The following is an 11,789-nucleotide window of genomic DNA, read 5'->3' on the forward strand; positions in this document are numbered from 1 at the left end:
TCTTCTCAGCCATGGGCGAGTTTGAGCTGATCCGCAATTTCTTCGCCGCCGCGCCTTGTGCGCAGGGCGGCGAAGGCGTTGCACTGGGGATCGGCGATGACTGCGCCTTGCTGGCAATTCCCTCCGGGGAACAGCTGGCGGTTTCCACCGATACGCTGGTGGCCGGCGTGCATTTCGCCGATCCCTGCGATCCGTTTCTGCTCGGTCAGCGCTCGCTGGCCGTGGCGGTCAGCGACCTTGCTGCCATGGGCGCCACGCCCGTTGCCTTTACCCTTGCCCTGACCTTGCCGACGGTGACCGCCGATTGGCTGCAAGCCTATGCCCGTGGTTTGAACCGCATGGCGCAGGGCTGCGGCGTGGCGCTGGTCGGCGGCGACACGACGCGCGGGCCGTTGAGCCTGACCGTCACGGTGTTCGGCCGCGTCCCGGCCGGCAAAGCGCTGACCCGCAGCGGCGCGCAGCCGGGCGATCTGCTGTGTGTCGGCGGCGAACTGGGCAATGCCGCCGGGGCCTTGCCGCTGGTGCTGGGGCAGCGAGACGCCGAACCCCATATTGCCCAACCGCTGCTCGATCATTACTGGTCGCCGCAACCGCAACTCGCCCTCGGCCAGGCCCTGCGTGGCAAGGCCACCTCGGCGCTGGACATCTCCGATGGCCTGCTCGCCGATTGCGGTCACATCGCACTGGCTTCGCAGGTGCGCCTCGAAGTCGAGTGTGAGCGTGTTCCATTGTCGGATGCGCTGGTGGCATTTCTCGGTCAGCGCGGCGCCGAACGCGCGGCGTTGAGCGGTGGCGACGATTATGTGCTGGCCTTCACCTTGCCGCCCGTCGAGTTGCCGGCGCTGCTGGCTGATGGCTGGCCGATCCATGTGATCGGCCGCGTGACGCAGGGCCAGGGCGTGGTGCTGCTGGACCGCGACGGGCACGACATCACCCCGCAAATCCGGGGCTATCAACATTTTCAGGAGTCACCGTGACAGATCACCCGAAACAGGTTCCGGCCGAATTCGTTCCGCCGTCGGTCTGGCGCAATCCCTGGCATTTCCTCGCGTTCGGCTTCGGCTCGGGCACCTTGCCCAAGGCGCCGGGCACCTGGGGCTCGTTAGTTGCGCTACCCTTTATCCCGTTGTGGCAGATGCTGCCCGACTGGGGTTACTGGCTGATGCTCGGAATCACCATGCTGTTCGGCTTCTGGCTGTGCGGCAAAGTGGCTGACGATCTGCGGGTGCACGACCACGAAGGCATCGTCTGGGACGAAATGGTCGGGATGTGGATCACCCTGTGGCTGGTGCCGGAAGGCTGGTACTGGTTGCTCGCCGGGTTCCTGGTGTTCCGCTTCTTCGACATTCTCAAGCCGTGGCCGATCCGCTGGATCGACCGGCACGTTCACGGCGGCGTCGGCATCATGCTCGACGATGTGCTGGCCGGCGTGTTCGCCTGGCTGGCGATGCAGGGCCTGGTGTGGCTTTTCGCCTGATTTCCAGGCGTGGATGAGGGACGCAGGGATGACTCGACGCTGGTTGGCGATAGTGGTTTTGACCTTGCTTGGCGCCGTGGCCCAGGCACAGGACGCACCGCCGTCGGTCATTCATCTGGCCAGTGAAGATTGGGAGGACTACACCGCCGCCGATGGCCATGGGCTGGGCTGGGATGTGTTGCGCAAAGTCTTCGAGCCGGCCGGCGTAACCCTGGACATCCGCACCGTGCCCTACACCCGTTCGGTCGGGCTGGTGCAATTGAAGGAAGTCGACGCACTGGTCGGTTCTTACCGCGGTGAAGCCGAGCAGGTCTTGTACCCGAAATGGAATTTCGATTCCGACCACATCTACGCGCTCGGCCTGGCCAGCAATCCGTCGCCAACCCAGGCGACGCTGGGCAAATACCGACTGGCCTGGGTACGCGGCTATCGCTACGAAACCTACCTGCCGAACGTCAAACGCTTCAACCAGATCGAGCGCCGCACCGGGATCCTGTCGATGCTCAAGCAGGGGCGGGCGGATTACTACATCGATGCGCTGACGGAAATCGAAGCGGTAGTCAGAAACGCCGCCGATCCTTCGCAATACCGTTATTCACATCTGGCGGAACTGCCGCTGTACCTCGGTTTCGCCGACACCCCGCAAGCCCGGGCGTTGATGTCGATCTACGACCAGCGCATCGAGCAACTGGTTAAAAGCGGCGAGCTGAAGCCGATCTTCGAGCGCTGGAAACAGCCGTATCCGTTCGAGTAAGGGCGATAACGAAGGGCCTGTAATCAAACTTTTTGATCGTTATGGCCGATAATTCAGCCTAAGCGCCTGTAGGAACGTGCTGTTACAATGCCGCCCAGCGAATCTCGGACTTTTCAGATCAGGAGCACACCGGTGCCTGTCGTTTTTGTCGCCGCTTCCAAGCTGCCCACTCCTTTTGCGCAATTCACCATGCACGGTTTTCTCGATGAAGCCACCGGCCGCGAGCACGTTGTGCTGAGCCTGGGTGAGATTGCCGACGGTGCCCCGGTACTCGGCCGTCTGCACTCCGAATGCCTGACCGGTGATGCCTTGTTCAGCCAGCGTTGCGACTGCGGTTCGCAACTCGAAGGCGCCCTCAAGGCCATCGCTCGCGAAGGTCGTGGCGTGTTGCTGTATCTGCGTCAGGAAGGGCGCGGCATCGGTCTTTTGAACAAGATCCGTGCCTACGAATTGCAGGACGGCGGCGCCGATACCGTTGAAGCCAACGAGCGCCTGGGCTTTGCCGCCGACCAGCGTGATTACGCCATGTGCCTGCCGATGCTCGAGCATCTGGGCGTCAAGTCCCTGCGCCTGATGACCAACAACCCGCGCAAGGTCAAAGCCTTGACCGACATGGGCATCGTCGTCGCCGAGCGCGTTCCGCTGCACACCGGTCATAACCCGCACAACAAACTCTATCTGGCGACCAAGGCCAGCAAGCTCGACCACATGATGGGCAACGAGCATCAGGGCGAGGTAGACCGGGCGTGACCCGCGGACAAGTGCGGCGCCGTCTGGCGATCGCCTGGTGGAAATACCTGGCGCTGGCGCTGGTGCCGCTGTTCGTGATCAACGGAGTGTTTGGCCAGGGCGAGGCGATTCTGCCGGTCCTGGCGATGCCTTTCTTTATCGCTGGCGTGGCCTCGATGTTTGTCAGCCTGAAGTTTTTCGGGCGCTACAAACATGCGCTGATCGCCACGCAAAAAGCCCTCGATACCCCTGAAGAACCCGCTGCCTGGATTGCCTTGGCAGCCTGCCTTCGCCGTGCATTTGTGGTCGCGGCGCTGCCGGCCTGGATCGGCGCGCTGGCGGTGTTCGTCGGCCTTGAAGCGGTGCCGCTGATGTTGCTGGCGCTGTCGACGGCGGTGCTGTTCTACCTCTACCGTATCCCGCGTCAACTCGCTTGATGCGGCGTCTCTGGCTGGCGGTTCTGCTGCTGGCCGTCAGCGGTGAAACGCTGGCCGCCCTGCGGGTGGTCAGCCTTGCGCCCTCCCTGTCGGAAATCGTGGTTGAACTGGATTCGGCCGACCTGCTGGTCGGGGTGCTGGATGCCGGTGAGCGGCCATCCGCGATCAAGGACGTGCCTTCGGTGGGCCGTTACGGCCAGCTCGACATGGAACGGCTGCTCAGCCTCAAGCCTGACTTGTTACTGTTGTGGCCCGGCAGTGTCGGCCCGGCCCAGCGCGATCAGCTCAAGCGCCTGAATATCCCGACTTTCGTTGCCGAACCCCGCAGTCTCGAACAGCTGGCCGCGCAGATTGAAGCCATCGCGACGCAGCTCGGTCGTCCTGTGCGTGGGGTCGAACGGGCCCGCGAGTTGCGGCAAAAACTCGATAAACTGCGCCAGCGCTACCGGCGGGAAGTGCCTCTGCGGGTGTTCTATCAAGTCTGGGACAAGCCGCTGTACACCATCGGCGGCGGGCAGATCATCAGCGATGCGCTTGAAGTGTGCGGTGCGCGCAACGTGTTCGGCGACTTGAGCCTGCCCGCGCCGCAGGTAAGCATCGAGGCGGTTTTACAGCGTGATCCCGAGGTGATTCTGGCCGGCGATCAGCCACAACTGAATGCGTGGAATGCCTGGCCGCAGGTGGCGGCGGTGAAGCACAGGCAGCTGCTGTTGGTCACCGACAAAGGTCTGGAGCGTCCGAGCGGGCAGATGATCGAAGCGACCGCCAAGCTTTGCCAACTGATCGCGCCAGACCGCTGAGACCGCAGCGCCTGCATTCGCGAGCAAGCTCGCTCCCACAAGTATCGGGCTGAACCTGTGGGGGCGAGCTTGCTCCGGGCGGCGATCCGACGATGAGGCCCGTCAAGGCAGCGAAAATCCCGGATCAGAGCTGCGGCGTCCAGGTCACGCCGAACATGAACGCCCGACCTTCCTCGCGATAGCCATACTGACTGCCGTCATGGCTGTACAGCGCCCGGCTGTAACCCTTGTCCAGCAGGTTATCGACCTTGAAATCCAGCTTGATCTCACGGTTCAGCGCCCAGCTGCTGCGCAGCCCGAGCAGCGCGTATCCGCCAAGCGGTTGTTGATTGTTGAGGTCGTCATAACTGCTGCTGACAGCCTGCCAACTGGCCCCGAGGCCGAGGCGGTCGAATTGCCGATCCAGATCCCAGCTCAAGGTGCGGCGGGCACGCCGCGCCAATGTGTGGCCGGTGTCGCGGTCGCGGGGATCGATGATCGCCACGCCCAGATTGCTCTGCCAGCCGAACAGCTGCTGTTTCAGCGCTGCTTCGAAGCCGTTGATCCGCGCCGAGGCGACGTTTTCCGGGCGTGAGTTGCTGCCGAAGATGATCGCGTCTTCCAGATCGGTCCGATACAGCGACGCTTCGAGGCGAGTGCTGTCGCTCAACTGGCTGCGCCATTGCAGTTCGTAGCTTTTCGAGGTTTCCGGTTTCAGGTCGGGATTGCTGAAGTCCGGGTAGTACAGGTCGTTGAAGGTCGGCGCACGGAAGCCTTCGCTGTAGCTGAGCAACAGGTCGTTGTCCGGGTTGACCGGCAACGTCAGCGTGCCGCTCCAGCTGTTCTGGCCGCCGAACTGCTGGTTGTCGTCACGGCGCAGGCCCAGTTCGGTGGAAAAACTGTCGGCCTGGAAGCGATGCTGGATGAACGCGGCGCGGTTCCAGCGACTGTCTTCGGCGAACTCGGTGCTGCTGTTGATCCGGTCTTCGTACCAGTCGCCGCCGAGGATCAGGCTGTTGCGTGAATCCAGCGTCAGGTCGTTCTGCCAGGTCACCGAGTCGCGGTAGGTGTTGAACACCGAGCGCTCGTCGCTGAGCTTGTCGAAAGACTTCTCGCGGTTTTCGCTGTGGCCAAGCTCCAGGCGCGACTTCCAGCGCTCATTGATCCGCGCGTCGATGTAGCTGCTGAAACTGCTGACGGCGAAATCGCTGTAGGGCTGCTGCTGGAGGGAGTCGAAGGTCACCGGGTCGAAGCGCCCGAACGGGTTGTCGAATTCGCTTTTGCCACGGTTATCCAGCAGGTTGGCGCCGACTTCGATGTCATCGGTCAGCGCATGGCTGAGGCTCAGGCTGAAGGATTTATTGCGGTAGGCATCGTGATCGCTGTCGCTGGGATACGAATCGTGGGTGCGGTCGAGGCCGGCGGTTTCATCGAGGCTGGCGCCGAGGTTGAAGCGGGTTTTCTCATCACCGCCGGAGAGGCCGACGCTGCGCTCCCAGGTCTGATTGCTGCCGAAGCCGACATGCATCCGCGGCTGCAGGCCCTGTTCGCCGCCGCGCCGGGTGAAGATCTGGATCACCCCGCCGATCGCGTCGCTGCCGTAAATGACCGAGCGCGATCCGCGCAGTACCTCGACACGCTCGATCTGTTCGATGTTGAGGTGTTGCAGGTTGCTGTCGCCGGAGGTGGCGTTGCCGATGCGCTGGCCGTCGACCAGCACCAGGCTCTGCGCCGATTGCGTGCCACGAATGTAGATTCCCGGCAGGCTGCCGCGTCCGCCGGTTTGCGCGACTTGTACGCCCGGTACCCGTTGCAGCAGATCGGTGACGCTGCTCGGTTGCAGGCGCTCGATGTCTTCGCGGGTGAACACGGTGTTGGCGGCGCTGCTGTCGTTGCGCGCCTCGACCTGGCGGTTGGCGCTGATCAGCACGTCCGGCAGCTTCAGGGCCTGATCGCGTTCGAAGGTGTCGGCCAGGGCGTTGGCGGTTGGCAGCAGCAGGAGGGGCAGGGCGAGGCGCGAGAGGTTCATCGGAGTCCGTTGGTACATAAAGCGAATTGAATTTTGAAAGCTGCACAAACCACTGTGGGAGCGAGCTTGCTCGCGAATGCGGTATGTCAGTCAAGAATGAGTCGACTGACTGTCCGTCTTCGCGAGCAAGCTCGCTCCCACAGGGTTGTTCACAGATCTGGCGATTAGCGGTTAAGCAGCTCCAGACGCTCACGCACCGCCACTTCGATCCCTGCCTCGTCCAGCCCGCACTCGGCCAGCATCTGCGCCGGCTTGGCGTGCTCGACGTAAACGTCCGGCAAGCCCAGGTGCAGCACCGACTTGAGGATGTTCTCGCGGGCGAGGAATTCGCTGACTGCGCCACCGGCGCCGCCCATGATCGCGTTCTCTTCGATGGTCACCAGCAGGTCGTGGCTGTTGGCGATTTCGCGCACCAGCGCTTCGTCCATCGGTTTGACAAAGCGCATGTCGACCACGGTCGCGTCCAGCGTCTCGCCAACCTTCAGGGCTTCGGCCATCTGCACGCCGAATACCAGCAGGGCGACTTTGCTGCCCCGGCGACGCACCACACCCTTGCCGATCTCGATCGGTTCGAGGTCTTTCTCGATGGTCGCGTTCGGGCCGGTGCCGCGTGGGTAACGCACCGCCGCCGGGCCGTTGTACAGGTGGCCGGTGGTGAGCATTTTGCGCAGCTCGTTTTCATCGCTCGGGGTCATGATGACCATGCCCGGGATGCAACGCAGGTAAGACAGGTCAAAACTGCCGGCGTGGGTCGGGCCGTCTTCGCCCACCAGGCCCGCGCGGTCGATGGCGAACAGCACGTCGAGGTTCTGCACCGCGACGTCATGCACCAACTGGTCGTAACCGCGTTGCAGGAACGTCGAGTAGATCGCCACCACCGGTTTCGCGCCTTCGCAGGCCATGCCGGCCGCGAGAGTCACGGCGTGTTGCTCGGCAATCGCCACGTCGAAGTAGCGCAGCGGGAAGCGTTCGCTGAACGCCACCAGATCCGAACCTTCCTTCATCGCCGGGGTGATGCCTACCAGACGCGGGTCGGCAGCAGCCATGTCGCACAGCCATTCACCGAACACGCCGGAATACTTCGGCCCGCTGGCCTTCTTCGGCGCAGCGGCCGGGGCGTCCAGCGGCTCGAGTTTGGTGATGGCGTGGTAACCGATCGGGTCGACTTCAGCCGGGGCGAAGCCTTTGCCCTTCTTGGTGACGATGTGCAGGAACTGCGGGCCTTTCAGATCGCGCATGTTGCGCAGGGTGGCGATCAGGGTCGGCAGGTCGTGGCCATCGATCGGGCCGATGTAGTTCCAGCCCAGTTCTTCGAACAGGGTGCCGGGAACCAGCATGCCTTTTGCGTATTCTTCGGTGCGACGGGCGATTTCCCAGGCCCCGGGCAGGCGCGACAGCACTTTTTTGCTGCCTTCACGCATGCTCGCGTAAGTGCGGCTGGAAAGGATCTTCGCCAGATAGTTCGACAGACCGCCGACGTTGCGCGAGATCGACATGTCGTTGTCGTTGAGGATCACCAGCATGTTGGCGTCGACTTCCGGCGCATGGTTCAGCGCCTCGAACGCCATGCCTGCGGTCAATGCGCCGTCGCCGATCACGGCAATCGCCTTGCGATCAATGTTCTGCAGGCGGGCGGCGATGGCCATGCCCAGCGCGGCGCTGATCGAGGTGCTGGAGTGACCGACGCCAAAGGTGTCGTACTCGCTCTCGGAGCGGCGCGGGAAGGCCGCGATGCCGTCCTTCTGGCGCAGGGTTTCCATGCGCTCGCGACGACCGGTGAGGATCTTGTGCGGATAGGCCTGATGACCAACGTCCCACACCAGACGGTCGTCCGGGGTGTCGAAGACGTAATGCAACGCGATGGTCAGCTCGATGACGCCCAGGCCGGCACCGAAATGCCCACCGGTCTGGCCGACCGTGTAGAGCAATTCCAGGCGCAACTCATCAGCCAGGGTTTCCAGCTCGGCTTCGCCTAACCGGCGCAGGCCGTCCGGCGTGTTCGCGCGGTCGAGCAGGGGCGTGGTCGGGCGCTTGCGGGGAATCTCATGAAACGTCGTGGGCATCAGGCGAATCGTTATAGGTATAAAAGATGCGGCAGTTTACCTGATGCATCGCCCCCTGCCCACGCGTTGGTCTTTTTTGGCTGATTAGCCTTCAGTTACGCCGATCGACGATATACCGGGCCAGATCGCGCAACGGCTCGGCAGCCGCGTCAAACGGTCGCAGTGCGTGCAGGGCCTGATCGCGCAGTTCCAGCGCGTAAGCCTTGGCGGCGTCGAGACCGAGCAGGGCCGGGTAGGTCGGCTTGTCGCGGGCGATGTCGGCACCCTGGCGTTTGCCGAGGGTTTCGGTATCGCTTTCGACGTCGAGGATGTCGTCCTGGACCTGGAACGCCAGACCGATGGCCTGTGCATAAGTCTGCAGCGACTTCAATTCATCCTTCTCGGCACGGCCGCTGGCCAGCGCGCCAAGTTTGACGCTGACTTCGATCAGCGCGCCGGTCTTGTGCCGGTGCATTTGTTCCAAAGCTTTCTGGTCGAGCTTGAGGCCGACCGAACCGAGATCGATGGCCTGACCGCCGACCATGCCGGCCGGGCCTGCCGCGTGCGCCAGCGCTGTGACCTGTTGCAGGCGGATGTCCGCGCTCAGGTCACTCAGGCGCGGGTCGAGCAGGGCGCCGAACGCCAGACTCTGCAAGCCGTCGCCGGCCAGAATCGCGCAGGCTTCGTCGAATTTCTTGTGAGTGGTCGGCTGGCCGCGACGCAGATCGTCGTCGTCCATCGCTGGCAAATCATCGTGTACCAGCGAATACGCATGGATCAGCTCAACCGCACACGCCGCGCCGTTGGCCTGTTCGGCCTTGCCGCCAAGGGCTTCGCATGCCGCGTAGGCCAGCAACGGACGCACGCGTTTGCCGCCGTTCATCACGCTGTAGCGCATGGCTTCATAGAGGCGCGCCAGTTCTGGCAACGGGGCATTGAACAGGGTTTCCAGTGCCGCATTGACCCGCGCCTGGCTGGTCGCCGAATACGCAGCAATCATTCTGGCTGATCCGCGTCGAATGGTTCCTCGGCGAGTTCGCCATCGCGCTCCAGCAATACCTGGACCTTCTGCTCGGCCTGGGCCAGCGCCGCCTGGCAGTCACGGGTCAGGCCGATGCCCTGCTCGAAGGCGGTCAGCGAGTCTTCCAGCGACAATTCACCGTTCTCCAGACGCTCCACCAGCGTTTGCAGGTCGGCGAGGGACTGTTCGAAATCCAGTGCAGCTTTTTTGCGGGCCATGGCGGCTAATTCCGGTTGACGTTAAACCGGCGCGACACTAGCAGATAGGGGGGGTATGGGCAAATGAGCGGGCCGACGGACAAGGGTGTCAGTCGGTCGATTCGTCCGGATATTGAATCTGATACCGAGTGCTGCGTCCGCCGCCCGGAAGACGTTGCAGGCAGCCCTTTTCCAGCAGTTCCGCCAAATGTCGGGTGGCCGTGGCTTTGGAGACCTTGGCCACACTCTGGTATTGCGCTGCACTGATACCGTGCTCGAAACCGCGCTCACCACCGTCGAGCAAACGATTGAGCACTTTGATCTGCTCCGCCGACAGCCCGGATTCCCGGTGCGCCTGCCAGAAGCGTGATTTTCCCAACACACTTTCAATCCGCGCGATGGCCTGTTGCAGACTGCGCAGCAAGGTTTGCAGGAACCATGTGAGCCAGTCGGTAATGTCCAGCGTGGCTTTCTGGCTCGATTCGAGAATCCGGTAATAGCCCTCACGATCATCGAGGATGCTGGCGGACATCGCATAAAAACGAATCGCCTGCGCTTCGCCCTGAGCCAGTGCCAGATCGGTGAGTGTGCGGGTCAGGCGCCCGTTGCCGTCGTCGAATGGATGCAAGGTGACGAACCAGAAATGTGCGATGCCAGCTCGCAAGAATGGATCGAGGCCTGCCTGTTGCCGACTGGCGTCGAACCACTTGAGAAAACTGTCGAGTTGCCGCTCAAGGCCTTGTCGCGGTGGCGCCTCGAAGTGCACGGTCGGACGCTCGATTCGTCCGGAAACCACCTGCATCGGCTCATCGCCGCGTAATGCGCCGACATTGATTGCACGCGAAAGGAAGCCACTCTCCGGTTCTGGAAACAGCCACGAATGCCATTCCAGCAATCGTTCCAGCGTCAGAGGTTCGGCAAAGCGCTGAGTGGCATCGAGCATCAGCTGTGCCAGTCCCTCGCTGCGCTTGCTGACGTTGTGGCCATCAGGCGATTCCAGCCCCAGGCGTCGTGCCAGTGAAGAACGCACGGATTCAACATTCAACTGTTCCCCCTCGATGGCCGAAGAGGTCACGATGTTTTGCAGCAACGCGTCCAGTTCAGTCTGAGCGCTCAGTGAATTGCCCACTGATCCCGCCATACCCATCAATTGTCCCTGCGCCTGAACGCATTCGCGCAACAGCGCAGTGAGACGCGCTGCCTGCCAGTTGAAGTCAGGCCAGTCGGGCTGCTGCCAGATCCAGTGAGTTGCCATGAAATGCCGTTCCTGAGTGCGTGAGCCGAATAGAAACGCTATTCGGCTCATTTGGTGAGCCGAATATGACGCCTATTCGGCTCATCGTCCACCCGAGGGCGTGATTCCCGCCGCATTTCAAGATGTATCCGATTGTTAAAAAACTGCCGAATCGCTAACCTTCGCGCCTTCTACGACCCGACAGTCACGGGTCTTTCAGACGAAACGCAGTTTTCAGCGCTGTGAAGTACCGAGGATCGGGTGCAAGGTTTCGTTCAGGCATGGCAGGAGGCATCACATGCGTTCACTTCTTTTGCTGCTGATCGGGTTGGCCTGCGCGCCCGCGCTGCTGGCGGCGCCGAGTGCGGAGCTGTCGGAGCCGGTGGGTGGCTGGCGTTATCACGGGCTGCTCGATCGCACGGAAAACCCGCAGGTCGCCTATCCGACGCCGCCCATTGATCGCGGCATCCAGCGCAATCGCACGATGATCGAGGGCCAGCTCAAGGCTATCGGGCATCTGCGTCCGCCCCACAGCCTGGCGGTGAACGGCAATCCACTGAATCTGTACACCGACGACCAGGGCCGTTTCGCCCGGCCGTATGCGTTCGGCGCCGGTTCCAACAGTGTCGAGGTGATCAGCGCTGACGGCCAGTCGCTCAAGCGCGTTCAATTCTACGAAGCCAACAATTTGCGCACGCCGGCGCGGATCCGCGTGGTACTGGGTTGGGACGATCCTAAAGCCGAACTCGACCTGCACGTCATTACGCCTGACGGCCAGCACGCCTTCTGGGCGCGTCCGGCGATGAGCAACGGCGGTGGCCTCGATCCGGACGGCATCGACGGCCCCGGCCCGGAAATGTTCACCATGACCGCGCCGCTGCACGGCACCTATCTGGTTTACGTCAACTATTGGGGCAACTTCGGTAACGGCGGCTATAACTTCGAGGAGGCCAGCAACCAGAACGAGGTCATCACCTCGCAAATCACGCTGGTACTCAACGAAAACACCGTCGACGAAAAACGCGAAACGTTCATCGTGCCCCTGCGGGCCATCGGTGATCTGCTGCTGGTCAAGACTTTCAACTATTAA

12 protein-coding genes are annotated in these 11,789 nt (G+C 62.5%); 7 read left to right on the top strand and 5 right to left on the bottom strand.

Annotated features, from left to right (window positions below):
• The first annotated feature begins 11 nt into the window (after positions 1-11).
• The 6 genes from thiL (at position 12) to MKZ87_RS08670 (ending at position 4,197) form a co-directional block, all read left to right on the top strand.
• A complete protein-coding gene (thiL, locus tag MKZ87_RS08645) occupies positions 12-977 on the top strand; it encodes a thiamine-phosphate kinase (protein WP_085705098.1) in 966 nt (321 codons plus the stop codon).
• Positions 974-1,477 (top strand): phosphatidylglycerophosphatase A, encoded by a 504-nt coding sequence (locus tag MKZ87_RS08650; protein WP_085697647.1) that lies wholly within the window; start codon positions 974-976, stop codon positions 1,475-1,477. The genes thiL and MKZ87_RS08650 overlap by 4 nt, the downstream gene beginning before the upstream one ends.
• A 28-nt stretch (positions 1,478-1,505) precedes the next feature.
• On the top strand, positions 1,506-2,231 hold the full coding sequence (locus MKZ87_RS08655; RefSeq protein WP_085705096.1) for a substrate-binding periplasmic protein: 726 nt from the start codon (positions 1,506-1,508) through the stop codon (positions 2,229-2,231).
• Between the two features lie 132 nt (positions 2,232-2,363).
• The gene (gene ribA, locus MKZ87_RS08660; RefSeq protein ID WP_007955551.1) at positions 2,364-2,981 is read left to right on the top strand and encodes a GTP cyclohydrolase II; all 618 of its coding nucleotides are present in this window, start codon (positions 2,364-2,366) and stop codon (positions 2,979-2,981) included.
• Positions 2,978-3,397 (top strand): MFS transporter, encoded by a 420-nt coding sequence (locus MKZ87_RS08665; RefSeq protein WP_085697645.1) that lies wholly within the window; start codon positions 2,978-2,980, stop codon positions 3,395-3,397. Before ribA ends, MKZ87_RS08665 begins: the two co-directional genes overlap by 4 nt.
• On the top strand, positions 3,397-4,197 hold the full coding sequence (locus MKZ87_RS08670) for a cobalamin-binding protein (RefSeq protein WP_085705094.1): 801 nt from the start codon (positions 3,397-3,399) through the stop codon (positions 4,195-4,197). Before MKZ87_RS08665 ends, MKZ87_RS08670 begins: the two co-directional genes overlap by 1 nt.
• A gap of 124 nt (positions 4,198-4,321) precedes the next feature.
• Here MKZ87_RS08670 and MKZ87_RS08675 read toward each other — a convergent pair whose 3' ends face one another.
• From MKZ87_RS08675 to MKZ87_RS08695, 5 genes are all read right to left on the bottom strand, one after another.
• Positions 4,322-6,205 (bottom strand): TonB-dependent receptor domain-containing protein, encoded by a 1,884-nt coding sequence (locus tag MKZ87_RS08675; protein ID WP_085705092.1) that lies wholly within the window; start codon positions 6,203-6,205, stop codon positions 4,322-4,324.
• Positions 6,206-6,369: 164 nt separating this feature from the next.
• Positions 6,370-8,268, bottom strand: coding sequence for a 1-deoxy-D-xylulose-5-phosphate synthase (gene dxs, locus MKZ87_RS08680; protein ID WP_085703087.1), 1,899 nt, complete (start codon positions 8,266-8,268; stop codon positions 6,370-6,372).
• 91 nt (positions 8,269-8,359) lie between these two features.
• Positions 8,360-9,247 carry a (2E,6E)-farnesyl diphosphate synthase gene (ispA, locus tag MKZ87_RS08685; RefSeq protein ID WP_085703088.1) on the bottom strand — a complete coding sequence of 296 codons (888 nt, stop codon included), beginning with the start codon at positions 9,245-9,247 and terminating at the stop codon, positions 8,360-8,362.
• Positions 9,244-9,486 (bottom strand): exodeoxyribonuclease VII small subunit, encoded by a 243-nt coding sequence (locus MKZ87_RS08690; protein WP_007894317.1) that lies wholly within the window; start codon positions 9,484-9,486, stop codon positions 9,244-9,246. The genes ispA and MKZ87_RS08690 overlap by 4 nt, the downstream gene beginning before the upstream one ends.
• 88 nt (positions 9,487-9,574) lie before the next feature.
• Entirely contained in the window at positions 9,575-10,720 is a 1,146-nt protein-coding gene (locus tag MKZ87_RS08695) for a Fic family protein (RefSeq protein ID WP_266200621.1), read from the bottom strand.
• 277 nt (positions 10,721-10,997) lie between these two features.
• Between MKZ87_RS08695 and MKZ87_RS08700 the strand changes: the two genes are divergently transcribed.
• Positions 10,998-11,789: a YfaP family protein gene (locus tag MKZ87_RS08700; protein ID WP_234206043.1), complete on the top strand. Its 792-nt coding sequence runs from the start codon at positions 10,998-11,000 to the stop codon at positions 11,787-11,789.

The organism is Pseudomonas sp. MCal1 (assembly GCF_026341415.1).
Taxonomy (GTDB): domain Bacteria; phylum Pseudomonadota; class Gammaproteobacteria; order Pseudomonadales; family Pseudomonadaceae; genus Aquipseudomonas.

Bases quoted from the DNA above. Each gene is read 5' to 3' on its own strand.
- thiL (WP_085705098.1), top strand. From the start codon at position 12: ATGGGCGAGTTTGAGCTGATCCGCAATTTCTTCGCCGCCGCGCCTTGT.
- MKZ87_RS08655 (WP_085705096.1), top strand. From the start codon at position 1,506: ATGACTCGACGCTGGTTGGCGATAGTGGTTTTGACCTTGCTTGGCGCC.
- MKZ87_RS08670 (WP_085705094.1), top strand. From the start codon at position 3,397: ATGCGGCGTCTCTGGCTGGCGGTTCTGCTGCTGGCCGTCAGCGGTGAA.
- MKZ87_RS08675 (WP_085705092.1), bottom strand. From the start codon at position 6,205: ATGAACCTCTCGCGCCTCGCCCTGCCCCTCCTGCTGCTGCCAACCGCC.
- dxs (WP_085703087.1), bottom strand. From the start codon at position 8,268: ATGCCCACGACGTTTCATGAGATTCCCCGCAAGCGCCCGACCACGCCC.
- ispA (WP_085703088.1), bottom strand. From the start codon at position 9,247: ATGATTGCTGCGTATTCGGCGACCAGCCAGGCGCGGGTCAATGCGGCA.
- MKZ87_RS08690 (WP_007894317.1), bottom strand. From the start codon at position 9,486: ATGGCCCGCAAAAAAGCTGCACTGGATTTCGAACAGTCCCTCGCCGAC.
- MKZ87_RS08695 (WP_266200621.1), bottom strand. From the start codon at position 10,720: ATGGCAACTCACTGGATCTGGCAGCAGCCCGACTGGCCTGACTTCAAC.
- MKZ87_RS08700 (WP_234206043.1), top strand. From the start codon at position 10,998: ATGCGTTCACTTCTTTTGCTGCTGATCGGGTTGGCCTGCGCGCCCGCG.